The organism is Shinella sp. G-2, from assembly GCF_050172695.1.
In the GTDB taxonomy this organism is placed as follows: Bacteria; Pseudomonadota; Alphaproteobacteria; order Rhizobiales; family Rhizobiaceae; genus Shinella.
This window is the reverse complement of record NZ_JBBEYH010000002.1, coordinates 156036-175333: the sequence shown is the minus strand read 5'-3', so window position 1 is coordinate 175333 and position 19298 is coordinate 156036. Positions and strand designations below refer to the sequence as shown.

The following is a 19298-nucleotide window of genomic DNA, read 5'->3' as shown; positions in this document are numbered from 1 at the left end:
GCCTTACGCCTTCTTTGCCTTGGCTGCGGCCTTGGGCTTGGCCGCGGCCTTCGCCTTCGGCTTTGCCGCCTTGGTCTCGCCCGTCTTGGTGTCGGCGCTCTTGGCCGTCTTGGTGGTCTTCGCCTTGGCGGCGGCCTTGCCCTTGGCGGGCGTCTTGCCGGCCTTTTCGGCGATCAGCACCAGCGCCTCTTCCATCGTCACGCTGTCGGCCGCCTTGCCCTTCGGCAGGGTGGCGTTGACCTTGCCCCAGTTGACATAGGGGCCGTAGCGGCCGTCGCGCACCGTGATGGCGCCGCCGTCCGGATGGTCGCCCAGCGTCTTCAGCGCGGCCGGTGTCGACCCGCCGCGGCCCGGACCCTTCGACGCCTTGTCGGCGATCACGGTCACGGCGCGGTTGAGGCCGATGGAGAACACGTCTTCGACCGTCTCCAGATTGGCATAGCCGCCGTCATGCAGCAGGAACGGGCCGTAGCGGCCGATGCCGGCCGAGATCATCTTGCCGCTCTCGGGGTGCTGGCCGATGTCGCGCGGCAGCGAGAGCAGGGCGAGCGCCTTCTCATGGTCGATGCTCGCCGGCGTCCAGCCCTTCGGCAGGCTGGCGCGCTTGGCCTCCTTGCCGTCGCCGCGCTGCACGTAAGGCCCGAAGCGGCCGGAGCGCAGCGTGATGTCTTCGCCGGTATGCGGGTCCTTGCCGAGGCTCTGCGGCTCGTTGGCCGCCGCCGCCTCCGCGTCCGAACCGCCATCGGCGGAAAGCTGGCGCGTATAGTTGCATTCGGGATAGTTCGAGCAGCCGACGAAGGCGCCGAACTTGCCGAGCTTCAGCGAGAGCTTGCCCGTGCCGCAGACCTGGCAGATGCGCGGATCGCTGCCGTCCTCGCGCTTGGGGAAGACGAGGGGGGCGAGTTCTTCGTTCAGCGCGTCGAGAACGTTGGTGACGCGCAGTTCCTTGGTGTCCTCGATCTGGGCGAAGAAGTCCTTCCAGAAGTCGCGCAGAACCTGCTTCCAGTCGAGCTCGCCGGCCGAGATCTTGTCGAGCTTCTCTTCGAGATCGGCGGTGAAGTCATATTCGACATAACGCGTGAAGAAGCTTTCGAGGAAGGCCGTCACGAGGCGGCCCTTGGCTTCCGGGATCAGCTTGCGCTTGTCGATGACGATATATTCGCGGTCGCGCAGCGTCGCCAGCGTCGCCGCATAGGTCGACGGACGGCCGATGCCGAGTTCTTCCATCTTCTTGATGAGCGAGGCTTCGGAATAGCGCGGCGGCGGCTCGGTGAAGTGCTGCGAGGCGTTCACCTTCTGCTTGGCGACCTTTTCGCCGGAATTGATCTCCGGCAGGCGGCCGTCCTCGTCACCGTCGTCCGACTGCTCGCCGTCTTCCTTCTGGTCCGTATAGGCCGCGATGAAGCCGTCGAAGCGGATGACCGAGCCGGTGGCGCGCAGGCCCGCCTTGCGGCCGCCATTGTCCGCCTCGATCTCGACGGTCGTACGCTCGATCTCGGCCGAGGCCATCTGGCTGGCGATGCCGCGCTTCCAGACGAGGTCGTAGAGCTTGAGCTGGTCGGGATCGAGGTAGCGCTTCACCTGGTCCGGCGTGCGGTCGAAGGAGGTGGGGCGGATCGCCTCGTGGGCTTCCTGGGCGTTCTTGGCCTTGGTGGAATAGATGCGGGCCTTTTCCGGCACGTAGCGTGCGCCGAACTGCTCGGCGACGGCCTTGCGGGCGGCGTCGATCGCCTCGGGCGCCATCTGCACGCCGTCGGTACGCATATAGGTGATGAGACCGACCGTCTCGCCGCCGATGTCGATGCCCTCATAGAGCTTCTGCGCCACCTGCATGGTGCGCGAGGCGGAGAAGCCGAGCTTGGAGGAGGCGGCCTGCTGCAGCGTGGAGGTGGTGAAGGGCGGCGAGGGGTTGCGCTTCGTCGGCTTGGCCTCGACGCTCTCGACCCGGTAGGCCGCGCCGTCGAGCAGGGTCTTGAGGCGGTTCGCCTCCTCGCCATTGCCGATGGCCCTTGCCTGCAGGCGCTTGCCTTCGGCCGAGACGAGGCGGGCCTCGAACTCGTCGCCGCGTGGCGTCTTCAGCAGGGCCGAGAGGTTCCAGTATTCTTCCGAGACGAAACGCTCGATTTCGGATTCGCGGTCGCAGACGAGGCGCAGCGCCACCGACTGAACGCGGCCGGCCGAGCGCGCGCCCGGCAGCTTGCGCCAAAGGACGGGCGACAGGTTGAAGCCGACGAGATAGTCGAGCGCGCGGCGGGCGAGATAGGCGTCGACCAGCGGCGTGTCGATATCGCGCGGATTGCGCATGGCGTCGAGCACGGCCGCCTTGGTGATGGCGTTGAAGACGACGCGCTTGACCGGCTTGTCGCCGAGCACGCGCTTCTTCTTCAGGACGTCGAGCACGTGCCAGGAAATGGCTTCACCCTCGCGATCCGGGTCGGTCGCGAGAATGAGGCCGTCGGAATCCTTCACCGCGTCGGCAATGTCCTTCATGCGCTTGGCGGAGGCGCTGTCGACCTCCCAGGACATTTCGAAGTCCTCGTCCGGGCGCACCGAACCGTCCTTGGCCGGCAGGTCGCGCACATGGCCGAAGGAGGCAAGCACCTTGTAGCCGGGGCCGAGATACTTGTTGATCGTCTTGGCCTTGGCGGGCGATTCCACAACTACAACATTCATCGTCATTTCTCTGATACCGGGCGCTCAGCGATTGCGTCGCCGCGAAAGGGCGTTCTCCGCCGGGGGAAAGTCGTGTTTCGACATGAACAGGGAAAGCGTTCGGGTCAAGAGGTAGGGCTGAAATTAGTGGAATGCAACACGGCGCAACCAGGAGGGGAGGCTTTGCGTTCCGCACCAATAAATGCAATTTGAGTGGCCATGAATGCAACCAATACGAGATAATTCGGTTGTTGCAATTGTGGATAATGGCTGTATCGTCCCTTGGGCATGGAAATCACAACTTGGCGGTGGTTTCGCATTTTCGACTGCAGTGGGGGAGCCATGAACCCAAAGACATCAAGACCCGCCCTGCCGGCCCATTCGGCAGAACAGAACATCGCCTATATCCGCCAGATGCTGGGCGAGCTGCGCACCGTCGCGGACAATGAGGGCGCCGACATGCTGCGCTACTTCATCGAGATGGCCTATCTGGAGGCGGGGGATATCCAGTCCGGCGCCAGGCCCTTGTCAATCGGCGGCGAGCGAGACGCCGCCACCGGCATGCCGGTGAAGCCGGCCGGCAAGATCGAGCTCTAGCAGAACGAGATAGACGGTCGCGGCGTCAACCCCGGTATGGCGGATGACCTCGTCGATCTCGGTCGGCACCTGGCTCAGCGCCTCGGCGATGCGGTCGCGCTCGCGGTCGTTCGGCGGCAGCCGCATGGCGGAGGGCACGCCCTGCACCCGCTCGGCGGCCTGGCCTTCGGCGCTGCCGCGGGGCGAAAAGAGATCGGGCTCGGCCAGCGGCCTGAGGGCGTCCAGCACATCCTCCGGCGTCGTGGTGACGGTGGCCCCGTCCTTCAGGAGACTGTTGCTGCCTTCGCAGCGCGCCTCCAGCGGCGAGCCCGGCACCGCGAAGACCGGCCGGCCGAAATCCGCCGCGTTGCGCGCGGTGATCAGCGAGCCGGAGCGCACGGCCGCCTCTACCACCACGAGACCGAGCGCCATGCCGGCGATCAGCCGGTTGCGGCGGGGAAAGTCCCGGGCGCGCGGCTCCCAGCCGAAGGGCATTTCGCTGATGGCAAGGCCGCGGCCGCCGGTAATCTCGTCCAGGAGGCCGATATTTTCCGGCGGATAGGGTCTGTCGAGCCCGCCGGCCATGGCGGCGACGGTGCCGGTCTCGAGGCTTGCGCGGTGCGCGGCCGTGTCGATGCCGCGCGCAAGGCCGGAGACGACGCCATAGCCGGCGCGGCCGATCGCGCGGGCCATGAGGCCGGTGAATTTCATGCCGGAGGCCGAGGCGTTGCGCGCGCCGACGATGCCGACGGCGGGCATGGTGGCGGCCGTGCGGTCGCCCTTGACGGCAAGAAGCGGCGGGGCGCCGTCGATCTGGCGCAGAAGGGGCGGATAGTCCGGTTCGCCGATGCCGACGAAGGCGGCGCCGTGCCGCGCGGCGCTCTCCAGTTCCCGTTCCGCCTCCGCCATGCCGGCGACCCGGATGCTGCGGGACGCGCCGCCGCGCCGGGAAAGCTCCGGCAGCATGTCCAGCGCCGTCTCGGCGCTGCCATAGTGGTTGATCAGGGCGCGAAAGGTGACCGGCCCGACATTGTCGCTGCGGATGAGCCGGAGCCAGGCGATCCTTTGTCTTTCCGTCAGCGCAATTCCCCGTGTCCTTGCGCTGCGGTCGTCCATGGCTATCCCTTGCTGCCGATCTTGCTTTCGGTGCCGCTCATGAGGCGGGCGATGTTGGCGCGGTGCTTCCACCAGGTGATCACGGTGAGGACGGCGAAGAGCAGCGCCACCTTCTCGTGACCGGTGAACCACAATACAACCGGAGATACGGCCGTTGCAATGAGGGCCGAGAGGGACGAGTAGCGGGTGAGATAGGCAAGGCCGATCCAGACCGCGGCGAAGACCGCGACCAGGACGGGCACGAGGCCGAGCAGCACGCCGACATAGGTGGCGACGCCCTTGCCGCCCTTGAAGCCGAGCCAGACCGGGAAGAGGTGGCCGAGGAAGGCGGCGAAGCCGGCGGCGATGCCGGCATCGAGGCCCCAGCGCGCGGCGATGGCGGCCGCGGCCGTGCCTTTCAGCGCGTCGAGCAGCAGCGTCGCGGCGGCGAGCTTCTTGTTGCCGGTGCGCAGCACATTCGTCGCGCCGATATTGCCCGAGCCGATGGCGCGCACGTCGCCGAGCCCCGCCATGCGGGTGAGGATCAGGCCGAAGGGAATGGAGCCGAGGAGATAGCCGAAGGCGAGGGCGGCCAGCGTCGGCAGGCCGCCGAGCTGCCAGGTGAAGATATCGGACACGTCAGTTCCCCCGTTCCTGTATTCGTCTTCGCGGCCTTGCGTCCCCGGGCAGGCCCGGGGACCGGTGAATTCCGCGGGGCCGCGTCCCTTCGGCCCGGCATGGAATTCAACCCAGCGAATGCACCTTTTCGCCGGCAACATAGGTGCTAACGGCGCGGCCCGTAAAGCGGGCATCTTCAAAGGGCGTGTTCTTCGAGCGCGAGACGAAGCAGTCCTTGGTGGCGAGCCAGGGCTCGTCGGCATCGATCAGCACGATGTCGGCGCGTGCGCCGGGCGCGAGCGTTCCGGCGTCGAGGCCGAAGATCTTCGCCGGGCGCGTGGAGAGCGCATCGATGAGGCGCATCAGGGAAACCTCGCCGCTGTGATGCAGCCTGAGCGCTGCCGCCAGCATGGTTTCGAGACCGATGGCGCCGTCCGCCGCATCCGCGAAGGGCAGGCGCTTGGTGTCGACGTCCTGTGGATCGTGCGAGGAGACGATGATGTCGATCTCGCCCTTGGCGAGCGCATCGACCATGGCCTTGCGGTCGTCCTCGCCGCGCAGCGGCGGCGAGAGCTTGAAGAAGGTGCGGTATTCGCCGATGTCGTTCTCGTTCAGCGTCAGATGGTTGATCGAGGCGGCGCAGGTGACGTTCGCGCCGCGCTCGCGGGCGATCCGCACGGCTTCGGCCGATTCCGGCACCGAGATCTGCGCGGCATGGTATTTCGCCCGGGTCAGCCCCGCGATGCGCAGGTCCCGTTCGAGCGGGATGAGTTCGGCTTCGCGCGGCGTGCCGGAAAGGCCGAGCCAGCTTGCCAGCAGCCCCTCGTTCATGACGCCGCCGGCGCCCAGATGCTTGTCGCGGGTTTCGAGCGCGATGACGCTGCCGAATTCGCGGGCATAGGTCATGGCGCGGCGCAGCACCTGCGCATTGTGCATGGGGTTGCGGCCATTGGTGAAGGCGACCGCGCCGGCCTCCTGCAGCAGGCCGAACTCGGTCATCTCCTCGCCCGCCAGGTGCTTGGTCAGCGCCGCGGCGGGGTGCACGTTGACGATGGCCTTGTCGCGCGCCGTCTTCAGCACGAATTCGACCAGCGCGATATCGTCGATGACGGGATCGGTGTCCGGCATCATGATGAAGGTGGTGACGCCGCCGGCGGCGGCCGCGCGGGCGGCCGATGCGATGGTCTCGCGGTGCTCGCCGCCCGGCTCGCCCGTGAAGACGCGGGCATCGACGAGGCCGGGGGCGGCGATCATGCCGCGCCCGTCGACGATCTCTGCGCCTTCGGGCGCGCCCTGGTTCTGCGCGCCGCGGCCGATGGCGGCGATCCTGCCGTTCTCGATGACGATGGAGCCGTTTTCGTCGAGATTGCGCGAGGGGTCGAGAATGCGGAGGTTTTTCAGGACGGTGGTGCGGGTCATGCGCGGGCACCCTGGTTCTGCGAGAGGAGAAGCGTTTCCATCACGGCCATGCGGACGGCGACGCCCATCTCGACCTGCTGCTCGATGACGCTCTGCGGGCCGTCGGCGATCTCCGAGGCGATCTCCACGCCGCGGTTCATCGGGCCGGGATGCATGACGAGCGCGTCTTCCTTGGCCGCCTTCAGCTTCTGCGCGTCGAGGCCGTAATAGTGGAAGTATTCGCGCACCGACGGCACGAAGGCGCCGGACATGCGCTCGCGCTGCAGGCGCAGCATCATCACGACATCGGCGTCCTTCAGGCCTTCTTCCATGGAATGGTAGACCTCCGCGCCCATGTCGGCGATGCCCGACGGCAGCAGCGTCGCCGGGGCGACGACGCGCACCCGCGCGCCCATGGCGTTGAGCAGCAGGATGTTGGAGCGGGCGACGCGCGAATGCAGCACGTCGCCGCAGATGGCGACGATGATGCGCGAGAGCTTGCCCTTGGCGCGGCGGATGGTCAGCGCGTCGAGCAGGGCCTGCGTCGGATGTTCGTGCTGGCCGTCGCCGGCATTGACCACCGAGCAGGAGACCTTCTGCGCCAGAAGCGCGGCGGCCCCGGCGGAGGAATGGCGCACCACCAGCACGTCCGGGTGCATGGCGTTCAGCGTCATCGCCGTGTCGATCAGCGTTTCGCCCTTCTTCACCGAGGAATTGCCGACCGACATGTTCATCACGTCGGCGCCGAGGCGTTTTCCGGCAAGTTCGAAGGAGGACTGCGTGCGGGTGGAGGCTTCGAAGAAGAGATTGATCTGCGTCAGGCCCCGAAGGGTCGACGTCTTCTTCTCGCGCTGGCGGGAAATTTTCACCGCCTCGTCGGCACGGTCGAGCAGGTGGGTGATTTCCTGCTCGGTCAAACCCTTGATACCGAGAAGGTGGCGATGCGGAAAGAAGTCCATGTGGGCTCCGCCTCAACTGTCGTGGATACGCGGGGTCTATAGAATGTCGATCCCGCCCCGGCAAGGCGAAGAGCGCCGGCTTTCGCGCCTTCCCACGCTTTTGTGTCGTCAACCGTGCGAGAGGCGCCGCCGCCCCGTTTCGTCGCGTCGCGACTTGAGCTAGAACCCGCTCATGACTCGCGACACCGAACAGAAACTTGCCGATCTCAACCAGCCGCCGCTCTGGTCGGGCATCAACGCCTATCGTTCCGATCCGCTCTTGGTCGACGCCACCGATGCGATGCCCAAGGCGCTGCGCGACGAGTTCGACGCGATCGGCCGCTATGTGACCTCGCCGGAGGCGCAGGAGCTTGCCCGCATGGCCAACGAGGGCGGGCCGAAGCTGCGCACCCACGGGCCGCGCGGCGAGCGCATCGATGTCGTCGATTTCCATCCGGCCTGGCACGCGCTGATGCGCCGCTCCATGGCGAGTGGCCTGCATTCCTCGCTGTGGGAAAACGTCGCCGACGAACAGGGCCGGGCGCACAAGGCGCGCGCCGTGCGCTTCTATCTGACGGCCCAGCTCGAATGCGGCCATCTGTGCCCGCTGACCATGACCAGCGCCTCGGTCGCCGCGCTCTCCGCCTCGCCGCAGGTGCAGCGCGAATGGGGCCGCAAGATCCTGTCGCGCAAATACGATTCCGCCAACAAGCCCGCCATGCAGAAGAGCGCCATCACGCTCGGCATGGGCATGACGGAAAAGCAGGGCGGCACGGATGTGCGCGCCAACACCTCCACCGCCGAGCGGGTGGGCGAGGGCATCTATCGCCTCTCCGGCCACAAGTGGTTCATGTCCGCGCCGATGAGCGACGGCTTCGTCATGCTGGCGCAGACCCGTGAGGGCATGGGCTGCTTCCTCGTGCCGCGCCTGCTGGAGGACGGCTCCGGCAACGGCCTGCGCTTCCAGCGCCTCAAGGACAAGATCGGCAACCGCTCCAACGCCTCCTCGGAAGTCGAGTTCTCCGACACCTTCGGCTTCCTGCTCGGCGCGCCCGATGCCGGCGTGCGCACCATTCTCGACATGGTGACGCTGACGCGGCTCGACTGCGCGCTGGCGTCGGCCGGCATCATGCGCGCCTCGCTCGCCGAGGCCGTGCACCATGCGCGCGGCCGCAGCGTTTTCGGCAAGCCGCTCGTCGCCCAGCCGATCATGACGCGCGTTCTCGCCGATATGGCGCTCGATGTCGCCGGCGCCACCGCGCTTGCGCTCCGCCTCGCCGAAGCCTTCGACAAGGCGCGCGACAGCGCGGAAGACGCCGTCTATGCCCGCATCATGACGCCCGTCACCAAATACTGGTGCTGCAAGATCGCGCCCGCCCTCATCTATGAGGCGATGGAGTGCATCGGCGGCAGCGGCTATGTCGAGGAGCGGCCCATCGCGCGGCATTACCGCGAAGCGCCGGTCAACGCGATCTGGGAAGGCTCCGGCAATGTCATGGCGCTCGACCTGATGCGCGTCGTCGGCGGGGGCAGGGACCGGTTCGAAACGCTCTTCGCCGGGCTTGCCCGCGATCTCGGCCCGTCCGGCAAGAAGACGGTGGACGTGCTGCGCGCCTGCCTGTCGCTGTGCGAGCGCGACGAGGGCGCGGCCCGCATGCTGGTCGAGCAGCTGGCGCTTGCCGCCGCCGCCGCCGAGCTTTACCGCGCCGGCGCCGGCCGCGTCGCCGATGCCTTCCTCGAAACGCGCCTCGCCTCGGGCTGGCGCTCGACCTATGGCATGCTCGATTCGCGCTTCGATTCGGCCTATATCGTCGACCTGCTCTATCCGCCGGCGAGATAGGCGGTCGCCGCCAGCACCATCGGAATGGTGAAGAAGGAGGCGATGGTCTGCAGCGTCGCGACGGCGGCGTAGAGCGGCGCATCGCCGCCCATCTGCTTGGCCAGCACATAGCCGTTCATCGCCGTCGGCACGCTCGCGCCCATGGCGATGGTGAGAAGCTGCTCGCCGCGAAGGCCGAGCGCATAGGCCGCGCCCGTCATGACCAGCGGCATGAAGAGAAGTTTCAGCACCACGGGAAGCAGCGCCAGCGGGCGCGGCTTCAGCGCATCGGCAAGCTTCAGCCCCGCACCGACCATGATGAGGCCGAGGCTGAGCGAGGTGTCCGCGACGAGGTCGACCGCCTGCATCAGCGGATCGTAGATCGGGATTTTCAGGAGATTGACGGTAACGCCGAGCACCGAGCCGATGATCATCGGATTGGTGAGGATCTTCTGCGCGAAGGTCTTGAGGCTGCGCGTGCCGCCGCCGAACCAGACGAGAACGCCGATATTGTAGAGATTGATCGGGATGATGATCAGCGTCGCCACCAGCGCGACGAGGGCGAGGCTCTGCGGACCGTAGAGCTTTTCGGCGATGGCGAGCGCGATGAAGGCGTTCCAGCGCGTCGAGGTCTGGAAGACCGAGGTGAAGGACGGCGCCGAGACGCCGGCGGCGCGAAAGAGCGGCCAGGCGAGCCCCAGCATCAGGGCGATGAGGCTCACCGAGCCGATGGAGCCGAGGGCGATGTCGCCGGCCGCCATGCCGGCAAATTCCGCTTTCGCCAGCGTCGAGAAGAGCAGCGAGGGAAACAGCACGAAGAAACCGAGCTGTTCGAGCCCGTTCCACATGTCGCGGTCGATCAGCCGCCAGCGCTTGAGCAGCGTCCCCAGCACGACGAGCAGGAAGACGGGAAGAATGCTTTCGAAGATGGCGAGCATGGAACACCGGCAGGGAGCGATGTCCGCTCATTCCACGCCGCGGCGCCTGTGGCAAGGGGCAGGGTGCCCGCCGCGGCCATGTGGAAATTAACCTTAACGGAGGGTTTGCGTTGCGCGGCGAGGGTTAACGGGCAAAGGTGGCGTTTACCTGGTGTTAACCATGGGAGCGAGTGCGTGTTATGGCCAGGACGGCCCGGATATCGGTCATGACGACCCTGTTTTCCTTCGCGGCGGTGGATATCGTCGTGCCGCTTCTCGTGCTGGTCGCGGGGGTGGCGGTGAGCGAAATGATCTTCGCCGCCGGCGATCTCCTCGTTCCGAAGAGGAGGGCGGCATGAAGTGGTTCCTGATCCTGTGGGCCGGCCCCATCGCGCTGCTCGGCAGCTGGTACGGGCTTTCCTACTACGACATGAATTTCGGCGTCTTCATGCTGACGCGCGATGCGCATGACCTGGTCTTCCAGATCTACGGCAACATCCTCGGCATCGCGCCGGAAAGCATTCCGCCGCTCGTCGCGCGCGCCATCGTCGTCGACAGCCTCATCGTCTTCGCGCTGATCGCCTTCCGTCGCCGCAGGAAGATCATCGACTGGTGGCAGGCGCGCCGTCAGTCGTCCCCGGCGGTCCTTGCCAGCGACGAGAGCCTGTCCAGCACGCCCTGAAGGATAAAGGAGGCGGCGGCCGAATCGATCCGCTCGGCCCGCTTCTTGCGCGAAACGTCCATCTCGATCAGCGTGCGTTCCGCCGCCACCGTCGAAAGCCGTTCGTCCCAGAAGACGAAGGGAATGGCGGTCTTGTCGGCCATGGAGCGCACGAAGGCGCGCGTCGCCTGGACGCGCGGCCCGGCGCTGCCGTCCATGTTCATCGGCAGGCCGATGACGAAGGCGACGACCTTTTCCTTTTCCGCAAAGGCCAGCAGCGTTTCGGCGTCCTGCGTGAACTTCACGCGCTTGAGCACCGGCCGCGGCGTGGCGAGCCGCCGGCCGAGGTCGGAGACGGAGAGACCGATGGTCTTGGTGCCGAGGTCGAGCCCGGCAATGGGCTGGCCGGGGGCGAGGATCTCGGCCAGCTCTTCGAGGGTCAGCGTCGCCATCGCATTAACCTCTCAGCGCTTGCGGACGAATTCGGTGCGCAGCACCAGGCCCTTGATGGCGTCGTGCCGGCAGTCGATTTCCTCGGGATTGTCGGTGAGGCGGATCGTCCGGATGACCGTGCCCTGCTTCAGCGTCTGCCCGGCGCCCTTCACCTTCAGGTCCTTGATCAGCACGACCGAATCGCCGTCGGCCAGAACATTGCCGGCGGCATCGCGCACGACGTTCGCCGCCGCCTTTTCCGCCGCGATTTCCGAGGCCGGGCGCCATTCGCCGGTGGCTTCGTCATAGATGTAGTCGTCGTCGCTCATGGCGGGGTTCCTTCAATATGGTGTAAGCCACGCTTATAACGTTCGCGCCGCGGATGGAAACGGCCTTCGCCGCTTCTATATTGCGGGCAGACAATCAAACGGGAGACCACGCATGAAAATCACCTGGCTCGGCCACTCCGCCTTCCGGATCGAAACGGCGAAGGCCAGAATCCTCATCGACCCGTTCTTCACCGGCAATCCCGCCTTCGACGAATCGACCCGCCGCGAGGCCGTTGCCGGTCTGACCCACGTGCTCCTGACCCACGGCCACGGCGACCATGTCGGCGATACGGTCGCCATCGCCCGCGAAACCGGCGCGACGGTTCTCGCCAATGCCGATCTTGCCGCCTGGCTCGGCGCCAAGGGCGTGGAAAAGGTCGACATGGGCAATACCGGCGGCACCGTGCATTTCGACGGCTTCTCCACCACCTTCGTCAATGCGCTGCATTCCTCCGCGCAGATCACCGAGGACGGCGTTTCCCATTCGCTCGGCAATGCCAACGGCCTTGTCCTGCATTTCGAGGACGAGCCGACGCTCTATCACATGGGCGATACCGACATCTTCTCCGACATGGCGCTGATCAACGAACTGCACCAGCCGGAAATCGGCCTGGTGCCGATCGGCGACCGCTTCACCATGGGCGGTGCCGTGGCGGCGCTCGCCTGCCAGCGCTTCTTCAAGTTCGAGACCGTCATTCCCTGCCACTACGGCTCCTTCGGCATCATCGACCAGACGGCCGATCTCTTCGTGCAGGCCATGGACGGCGCGTCCGCGAAGATCGAGGTGCCGAAGGTGGGCGGTTCGGTCTCGCGCTGAGCGAGCTTAAAAGCGGCGAGGGGGCGTGGAAGCGACCATTCCCCCGTTGCGCCCCTTGGGCTTGGTCAGTATAGCGGTAGGAAATTTCCCAGCGGAGACCATCCATGTCCGTAGATCTAGCCACCGTGAAGCGCGTCGCGCGCCTTGCCCGCATCGCTGTCAGCGAGGAAGAGGCAAACCGCATGACCGGCGAGCTGAACGGCATCCTCGGCTTCGTCGAGCAGCTTTCCGAGGTCGATGTCGAAGGCGTCGAGCCGATGACGTCGGTCACGCCGATGGAGATGCGCAAGCGCGACGACGTCGTCAACGACGGCAACAAGGCCGACGCCATCGTCGCCAATGCGCCGGCCTCCGACCGCAACTTCTTCCAGGTTCCGAAGGTGGTGGAGTAATCCTTGCCCGTCACCCTCGCCATCGAGAGCCCCTTGCAGGATGATGTTCGCACGCTGATCGCGGAGCTGAACACGGTCCTGCTCGAACTCTCGCCGCCGGAGGCCTGCTATCATCTGACCGTCGAGCAGATGGCCGAGCCGGCTGTCACGGTCTGGATCGCGCGCGACGGCAACGCCGTCATCGGCTGTGGCGCGCTGAAGCGCCATTCCGCCGAGGTGGGCGAGGTGAAGCGTATGTTCACCCGGCCGGACTGGCAGGGCCAGGGCATCGGCCGCCGCATCCTCGGCGAGATCGAGGCCGTCGCCGAACGCGAAGGGCTCGAAACGCTCGTGCTCGAAACCGGCGACCAGCATCCCGCCGCCTGGGCGCTCTATGAGAAGGCGGGCTTTGCCCGCTGCGGCCCCGTGCTCGACTATCCGGATTCGCCTTATTCCGTCTTTTATCAAAAGCAGCTTCGCGCTGCCTGACCCGAAGTGACCGCACCATGACCGATTTGACCCGCCTCACCATTGCCGAAGCCCGCGAGAAGCTCTCCGCCAAGGAGATCAAGGCCGTCGAGCTGACGGACGCGTATCTGGCTGCGATCGAAGCGGCTAATCCGGCGATCAATGCCTATGTGGCCGTCACGCCGGAAAAGGCGCGCGCCATGGCGAAGGCCTCCGACGGCCGCATTGCCGAAGGCAAGGCCGGCGCGCTGGAAGGCATTCCGCTCGGCATCAAGGACCTTTTCGCCACCCAGGGCGTGCACACGCAGGCCTGCAGCCACATCCTAGACGGCTTCAAGCCGGAATATGAATCGACCGTCACCCAGAACCTCTGGAACGACGGCGCGGTCATGCTCGGCAAGCTGAACATGGACGAATTCGCCATGGGCTCGTCGAACGAGTCCTCCTATTACGGCGTCGTCAAGAACCCCTGGCGCGCGACGAACTCCAATGCCGACCTCGTGCCGGGCGGTTCCTCGGGCGGTTCGGCCGCCGCCGTCGCCGCCTTCCTGTGCGCCGGCGCGACCGCGACCGACACCGGCGGCTCGATCCGCCAGCCCGCCGCCTTCACCGGCACCGTCGGCATCAAGCCGACCTATGGCCGCTGCTCGCGCTGGGGCATCGTCGCCTTCGCCTCCTCGCTCGACCAGGCCGGCCCCATCGCCCGCGACGTGCGCGATGCGGCGATCCTTTTGAAGTCCATGGCCAGCGTCGACGCCAAGGACACGACCTCCGTCGACCGTCCGGTGCCGGATTACGAAGCCGCGCTCGGCCAGTCGCTGAAGGGCATGCGCATCGGCATTCCGCGCGAATACCGCGTCGACGGCATGCCGGAAGAGATCGAGGCGCTCTGGCAGCAGGGTATCGCCTGGCTGAAGGACGCCGGCGCCGAGATCGTCGACATCTCCCTGCCGCACACGAAATATGCCCTCGCGGCCTATTACATCGTCGCCCCGGCAGAGGCCTCCTCGAACCTTGCCCGCTACGACGGCGTGCGCTACGGCCTGCGCGTCGACGGCAAGGACATCGTCGACATGTACGAAAAGACGCGCGCCGCCGGCTTCGGCAAGGAAGTCAAGCGCCGCATCATGATCGGCACCTACGTGCTCTCGGCCGGCTATTACGACGCCTATTACCTGCAGGCCCAGAAGGTGCGCACGCTCATCAAGCGCGACTTCGAGCTGGCCTTCAACGCAGGCGTCGACGCCATCCTGACGCCCGCCACGCCGTCCTCCGCCTTCGGCATCGCCGACGAGGACCTGGCGTCCGATCCGGTCAAGATGTACCTGCAGGACATCTTCACGGTGACGGTGAACATGGCCGGCCTGCCGGGCCTGTCGGTTCCCGCCGGCCTCGACCACAAGGGCCTGCCGCTCGGCCTCCAGCTCATCGGCAAGCCCTTCGAGGAGGAAAGCCTCTTCAAGACGGCCCATGTCATCGAGCAGGCCGCCGGCCGCTTCACGCCGTCCAAGTGGTGGTAAGAGGCGCTTTCGCCTCTTCTTCCGCGCCCCGCCGGATCGTGTCGTAACGGCAACACCTGCCGTTACGGAATGCTGCGCGCGCCTTTTTCCGCTTGATCCCGCTCTCCGACGAGAATAAACGCGCCCTCCCGGTCGTTCAGCCGGTGCGGATGTCAACGGATGGAGTTTTTCCGCTCCTCCCGCGCGAGGTGGCCCTGCCGTCGTCGTGTACGGATGCCGCACCAAGAAGACTGGTATTGCGGACCTAGCTCAGCGGTAGAGCACCGGACATTCCTCCGGAGGTCGCGGGTTCGATTCCCGTTGTCTGCTCCATTGGATAGCTCAGTGGTAGAGCATCAGACCTGTAATCTGACTGTGGAAGGTTCGAATCCTTCTCCAAACAGCCTTCACGCTGTCTCTTATCCGGTCCGGGGACCGGACTGCGGACGGTAGACCGGAGCGGACCGCAAGGTCGGTTTCGGAAAGCCCGACGCCGGACATTGTCGGTCCGGTTGCCGGTGACGATCAAGCCGCCTTCAGGCCAGCGACGGAGCCGCGCTCCCGAGCCCGCCCGACGGCCGCGCGATCCGCTCCCGCAAACCCGCCGCCGATGGCCGTCAGCCGGTTCCCGGATCTCGTTTCGACCAAGACCCCGCCTGAACGTTCCCCGGGCGAGACGGGTTTCCAAGGGAACTGACGACGAAAGGACAATCGGTTCATGACGTAGCGTATGACCGAAGGAGCAAGAACAATGACGATGTTTCTCGATATGATTTTGGGGCGCAAGCGCGTCCTCGTGAAGGCCAACGAACGGCTGCTTGCTCTCTACAAGGGAGAGGTTATCGGCATTTTCGGCGCGGGGGAACATGCCCTGCCGAACCGCCGCGGCATGCTGGAACTGGAACGCCACGACATGAACCGGCCGGTCTTCGCCTCGGCCTACGAGAAGCCGCTGTTCGACACGCTCCCGCAGGTCGCGCGCCGTGAACTGACGGTCCTGCGCACGAATGCCCGCGAAATCGCGGTCGTCGAGCGGGACGGCGAGATCTACACGGTTCTGTCGCCGGACCAGAAGCTGGTGGTCTGGACCGCCGCCGGTCCGTGGACCGAGACGCGCGTCGATCTTTCCGAACGGCTCGACGTCGATCCGGAGCTGATGCGCCGGCTGACGCGCGCCCGTCGCGGGGAACTGGTCACGACCTTCGTCGTCCATGACGGCCAGGTCGGCCTGCTCTTCGTCGACGGCACGCACCAGCGCATGCTTGAGCCGGGCACGCACGCCTTCTGGAACCTCGGCAAGACGGTCCAGGTGCGCGTGGTCGACCTGAAGCGTCAGTCGCTCGACGTGACCGGCCAGGAACTGCTCACCCGTGACAAGGTCACGATCCGGGTGAACATTTCGGCCGAGTACCGCGTGGTCGATCCGCTGAAGGCCGTCTCGGAGGTCAAGGACTTCGCCGACGCCCTCTACCGGGCGCTGCAGTTCGCCTTCCGCCAGACGCTCGGCACGCTGACGCTCGACCAGATCCTTGAACGCAAGGTGACGGTCAATGCCGAGGCCGCCGAGAAGGTGCGCACGGACATGGCCGCCATCGGGGTCGAGGTTTCGGCCATCGAGCTCAAGGACGTGATCCTGCCGGGCGAGATGCGCGATATCCTCAACCAGGTCGTGGCCGCCGAAAAGCAGGCCGAGGCCAACGTCATCCGCCGCCGCGAAGAGACGAACGCAACCCGTTCGCTGCTCAACACGGCCAAGGTGATGGCCGAAAACCCGGTCATGCTGCGGCTGAAGGAGCTGGAAGCTCTCGAGGCCATTGCCGGCAAGGTCGAGCGCCTGACGATCCACAACGGGACGGCAGGCCTGATGAACGACCTCGTGCAGCTGCGCGACAAGTAAGGGATCGCCCGGTCGAAAGACCGGGCGGTTTCGTTTTGGGGCGGGCGCCGCCTTTCTGCCGCCCACCCATCGCCAACCTCACCTCCGTTACACGCGCGCGCAGGATGCGAGGCGTTCTTTCACCGCGCGGACGCGCGGTGGCTGGATGCCGGATCAGGTCCGGCATGACGGAGGGTAGGGAGCGGCGAGAGTGGTGTAGGCGGGGCTTTCTGCAAGCCTTTCACAAGCAAAATGGATCAGACACCCGGCGTGCAGCCGGCGCACCATTCGACCATCCTGCCAACCTCTCCTCCGTCATGCCGGACTTGATCCGGCATCCAGTGCCCTCGCATCTGCGAGGGCGGGAGACGCACGCGCAGATGCGCGGGGCATCGTCTCATCGCGGACGCCCGGTGGCGGGGTGCCGGATCGGGACGGGCAGGGCGGAGGAGAGGGCTGGAATTGCCAAAGCGCCCTTTGTGGGCTAGGGAACGTCATCCACAAGGACCCGGTGAAACTCCGGGTGGCTCTTCTGGCCGCCGATCCGCCAGACAACACAGCAACGCAACCTGTTCCGTTTCTTGAGGACCGAGCTCGCTCGGCCCGTTGCATCAACTGTGAAAAATCATCCATGCGAACGCTTTCAAACTACCGTCAGGAGTGGTTCTCCAACATCCGTGCCGACGTGCTCTCGGGCATTGTCGTCGCCCTCGCGCTCATCCCGGAAGCAATCGGCTTCTCCGTGATCGCAGGCGTCGATCCGAAGGTCGGTCTCTATGCCTCCTTCGCGATAGCCTGCGTGGCCGCCTTCGTCGGTGGCCGGCCGGGCATGATCTCCGCCGCCACGGCCGCGACCGCCGTCGTCATGGTCTCGCTGGTCAAGGAGCACGGCCTTCCCTATCTGTTCGCCGCGACGATCCTGATGGGCATGCTCCAGATCGTCGCGGGGTGGCTGAGGCTCGGCCGCGTGATGCGCTTCGTCTCCCGCTCGGTCATCACGGGCTTCGTCAACGCCCTTGCGATCCTGATCTTCATGGCCCAGTTGCCCGAGCTTGTCGCCGTGCCGACGCTCACCTACGGCATGATCGCCGCCGGCCTCGCGATCATCTATCTCTTTCCCTACCTCACGAGGGCCATCCCGTCGCCGCTCGTCGCCATCGCGGTCCTCACGGCCGCGGCATGGTGGTTCGGCATGGACCTGCGCACCGTCGGCGACCTCGGCGAACTCCCGTCCTCGATCCCGTTCCTGACGCTTCCGCAGGTGCCTTTGACCTTCGAGACGCTGCGGATCATCTTCCCCTATTCGGTGACGCTCGCGGCCGTCGGCCTGCTCGAATCGCTGCTGACCGCGCAGATCGTCGACGACATGACGGACACGCCGAGCAACAAGAGCCAGGAATGCGTCGGCCAGGGCGCGGGAAACATCGCCTCGGCGCTGATCGGCGGCATGGGCGGCTGCGCCATGATCGGCCAGTCGGTCATCAACGTGACGTCGGGTGGCCGGGGGCGACTGTCGACCTTCGTCGCCGGGGCGTTCCTGCTCTTCCTGATCGTCGTCCTCAACGACCTCGTCCGGATCATTCCGATGGCGGCGCTTGTCGCGGTGATGATCATGGTCTCCATCGGCACCTTCTCCTGGCGGTCGATCCTCGATCTCCGGCGCCATCCGCTTCCGTCTTCCGTGGTCATGCTGGCGACGGTCGTCACCGTCGTCGCAACGCACGATCTGGCAAAGGGCGTGATCGTCGGCGTCCTGCTGTCCGGCATTTTCTTCGCCGGCAAGGTCGCGCGGCTGTTCAGGGTCACGCGCTTGGAGGATACCGGCGCGGACAAAGTCACCTATGCGGTCGAGGGGCAGGTCTTCTTCGCGTCGGCGTAGGCCTTCATTCATGCGTTCGATTTCACGGATGCGGGCAGGCGCATCGTCATCGATCTCACCAGGGCCCATCTCTGGGACATCACCGCCATCGGCGCGCTGGACAAGATCGTCCTGAAGTTCCGTCAGGCGGGCGGCGCGGTCGAGGTTCTCGGCTTCAACGAGGCGAGTGCCGACATGGTCGACCGCTTCGCGCTGCACGACAAGGACGAGCGGCTGGCGGCAAGCGCTTCGCTGCATTGAACAAACGGTGGCTGGGTACGTTGGTGCGCAGCCGCGTACCCTGTTGCGGGCGTCTTTCGGCGCCCGCGCGACCCGTATTCTTTCGCGTCGGGGCCGATGCCCTCCATCATCGCCGTGGATAGCCTTTCGTCTCCCTCGCCAAGCGCCCCGCGTGGTGCTTTCATGGGGATGGAGAGAATCCCATGATCACGGTTCGCAATGCCCGGGAAGCGGATGTTCCTGTCCTCGTCGAGATCGGCGTCAGGGCCTGGGAGCAGGCTGTCGTGGGCGTTGCCGACCTGCAGGTGCGGCGCGACCATGCCCGCAATGCCTTCCAGCAATTCCTGACCAGCCGCTGGCTGCGCGTGACCGTCGCCGAGTTCGACGCCCAGCTTGCCGGCTGGGCGGCGCGCGAGGGACTGGACGACGAGATCAGCGATCTCTGGGTCGAGCCGTCGCAGCAGAAGAAGGGCCTCGGCTCCGCCCTGCTGGCGGCCATGGAGGCGGAGGTCGTGGCGGCCGGCTTCGAGGCGGCGCGGCTCCAGACCCATGCGCGCAACGTCGCGGCCGTCGGCTTCTTCCAGAAGCAGGGTTATGCGGTGAACTGGCTGTCCGTCGACTATTCGCAGCGCCTCGACCGCAACATCGAATCGGTCGGTCTGCGCCGGCAGCTCGTCGAGGACGAGCCGGTCGCCTACGGGCCGGGCGGCTTTTGACGGGGGGATGGGGAGGCG

18 protein-coding genes, 1 tRNA gene, 1 pseudogene and 1 other annotated feature are annotated in these 19298 nt (G+C 66.2%); of the genes and pseudogenes, 12 read left to right on the top strand and 8 right to left on the bottom strand.

Features of this window, described 5'->3' with window-relative positions:
• Positions 1 to 3: 3 nt before the first annotated feature.
• A complete protein-coding gene (topA, locus tag V8U06_RS04715) occupies positions 4 to 2673 on the bottom strand; it encodes a type I DNA topoisomerase (RefSeq protein WP_427139695.1) in 2670 nt (889 codons plus the stop codon).
• A 321-nt stretch (positions 2674 to 2994) separates the two neighbouring features.
• On the opposite strand from topA, the gene V8U06_RS04710 reads away from it, so the two are divergent.
• Entirely contained in the window at positions 2995 to 3249 is a 255-nt protein-coding gene (locus tag V8U06_RS04710; RefSeq protein WP_427139694.1) for a hypothetical protein, read from the top strand.
• Here V8U06_RS04710 and dprA read toward each other — a convergent pair.
• From dprA to V8U06_RS04690, 4 genes are all read right to left on the bottom strand, one after another.
• The gene (gene dprA / locus V8U06_RS04705) at positions 3181 to 4344 is read right to left on the bottom strand and encodes a DNA-processing protein DprA (protein WP_427139693.1); all 1164 of its coding nucleotides are present in this window, start codon (positions 4342 to 4344) and stop codon (positions 3181 to 3183) included. The two genes, V8U06_RS04710 and dprA, sit on opposite strands and share 69 nt — an antisense overlap.
• A gap of 2 nt (positions 4345 to 4346) precedes the next feature.
• Positions 4347 to 4952, bottom strand: coding sequence for a glycerol-3-phosphate 1-O-acyltransferase PlsY (gene plsY, locus V8U06_RS04700; RefSeq protein WP_427139978.1), 606 nt, complete (start codon positions 4950 to 4952; stop codon positions 4347 to 4349).
• Between the two features lie 115 nt (positions 4953 to 5067).
• On the bottom strand, positions 5068 to 6360 hold the full coding sequence (locus V8U06_RS04695; RefSeq protein WP_427139692.1) for a dihydroorotase: 1293 nt from the start codon (positions 6358 to 6360) through the stop codon (positions 5068 to 5070).
• Positions 6357 to 7298 carry an aspartate carbamoyltransferase catalytic subunit gene (locus V8U06_RS04690; protein ID WP_226919490.1) on the bottom strand — a complete coding sequence of 314 codons (942 nt, stop codon included), beginning with the start codon at positions 7296 to 7298 and terminating at the stop codon, positions 6357 to 6359. Before V8U06_RS04690 ends, V8U06_RS04695 begins: the two co-directional genes overlap by 4 nt.
• A gap of 172 nt (positions 7299 to 7470) precedes the next feature.
• Here V8U06_RS04690 and V8U06_RS04685 point away from each other — a divergent pair, with 172 nt between their 5' ends.
• A complete protein-coding gene (locus V8U06_RS04685; RefSeq protein WP_226919489.1) occupies positions 7471 to 9117 on the top strand; it encodes an acyl-CoA dehydrogenase family protein in 1647 nt (548 codons plus the stop codon).
• Here V8U06_RS04685 and V8U06_RS04680 read toward each other — a convergent pair.
• Positions 9099 to 10034 carry an AEC family transporter gene (locus V8U06_RS04680; protein ID WP_427139691.1) on the bottom strand — a complete coding sequence of 312 codons (936 nt, stop codon included), beginning with the start codon at positions 10032 to 10034 and terminating at the stop codon, positions 9099 to 9101. The genes V8U06_RS04685 and V8U06_RS04680 overlap by 19 nt on opposite strands.
• Before the next feature lie 206 nt (positions 10035 to 10240).
• Between V8U06_RS04680 and V8U06_RS04675 the strand changes: the two genes are divergently transcribed.
• Positions 10241 to 10372, top strand: a complete 132-nt coding sequence (locus V8U06_RS04675) for a hypothetical protein (protein ID WP_256463800.1) — start codon at positions 10241 to 10243, stop codon at positions 10370 to 10372.
• On the top strand, positions 10369 to 10695 hold the full coding sequence (locus V8U06_RS04670; RefSeq protein ID WP_427139690.1) for a DUF6105 family protein: 327 nt from the start codon (positions 10369 to 10371) through the stop codon (positions 10693 to 10695). Before V8U06_RS04675 ends, V8U06_RS04670 begins: the two co-directional genes overlap by 4 nt.
• Here V8U06_RS04670 and ruvX read toward each other — a convergent pair.
• Together ruvX and V8U06_RS04660 are read right to left on the bottom strand one after the other, a co-directional pair.
• Positions 10641 to 11126, bottom strand: coding sequence for a Holliday junction resolvase RuvX (ruvX, locus tag V8U06_RS04665; RefSeq protein ID WP_427139689.1), 486 nt, complete (start codon positions 11124 to 11126; stop codon positions 10641 to 10643). The genes V8U06_RS04670 and ruvX overlap by 55 nt on opposite strands.
• A 12-nt stretch (positions 11127 to 11138) precedes the next feature.
• Entirely contained in the window at positions 11139 to 11435 is a 297-nt protein-coding gene (locus V8U06_RS04660) for an alkylphosphonate utilization protein (protein WP_226919485.1), read from the bottom strand.
• Between the two features lie 112 nt (positions 11436 to 11547).
• Between V8U06_RS04660 and V8U06_RS04655 the strand changes: the two genes are divergently transcribed.
• The 8 genes and pseudogenes from V8U06_RS04655 to V8U06_RS04620 all read left to right on the top strand — a co-directional run bounded on the left by V8U06_RS04655 (position 11548) and on the right by V8U06_RS04620 (position 19280).
• The gene (locus tag V8U06_RS04655; protein WP_427139688.1) at positions 11548 to 12252 is read left to right on the top strand and encodes a metal-dependent hydrolase; all 705 of its coding nucleotides are present in this window, start codon (positions 11548 to 11550) and stop codon (positions 12250 to 12252) included.
• A gap of 104 nt (positions 12253 to 12356) precedes the next feature.
• On the top strand, positions 12357 to 12644 hold the full coding sequence (gene gatC / locus V8U06_RS04650; RefSeq protein ID WP_226919483.1) for an Asp-tRNA(Asn)/Glu-tRNA(Gln) amidotransferase subunit GatC: 288 nt from the start codon (positions 12357 to 12359) through the stop codon (positions 12642 to 12644).
• A 3-nt stretch (positions 12645 to 12647) separates the two neighbouring features.
• Positions 12648 to 13112, top strand: a complete 465-nt coding sequence (locus V8U06_RS04645) for a GNAT family N-acetyltransferase (RefSeq protein WP_427139687.1) — start codon at positions 12648 to 12650, stop codon at positions 13110 to 13112.
• A gap of 17 nt (positions 13113 to 13129) precedes the next feature.
• Positions 13130 to 14611, top strand: a complete 1482-nt coding sequence (gatA, locus tag V8U06_RS04640; protein ID WP_427139686.1) for an Asp-tRNA(Asn)/Glu-tRNA(Gln) amidotransferase subunit GatA — start codon at positions 13130 to 13132, stop codon at positions 14609 to 14611.
• 238 nt (positions 14612 to 14849) lie between these two features.
• A tRNA-OTHER gene (locus V8U06_RS04635) sits at positions 14850 to 14923 on the top strand.
• A gap of 418 nt (positions 14924 to 15341) precedes the next feature.
• Positions 15342 to 16487, top strand: coding sequence for a slipin family protein (locus tag V8U06_RS04630; RefSeq protein WP_427139685.1), 1146 nt, complete (start codon positions 15342 to 15344; stop codon positions 16485 to 16487).
• A 480-nt stretch (positions 16488 to 16967) separates the two neighbouring features.
• Positions 16968 to 17023 (top strand) — a sequence feature (sul1 is cis-regulatory element that is thought to sense ions involved in sulfur or methionine metabolism; They are found in Alphaproteobacteria).
• A gap of 74 nt (positions 17024 to 17097) precedes the next feature.
• Positions 17098 to 18585: pseudogene (locus tag V8U06_RS04625) on the top strand (SulP family inorganic anion transporter).
• Between the two features lie 182 nt (positions 18586 to 18767).
• The gene (locus V8U06_RS04620; RefSeq protein ID WP_226919479.1) at positions 18768 to 19280 is read left to right on the top strand and encodes a GNAT family N-acetyltransferase; all 513 of its coding nucleotides are present in this window, start codon (positions 18768 to 18770) and stop codon (positions 19278 to 19280) included.
• Positions 19281 to 19298: the final 18 nt, after the last annotated feature.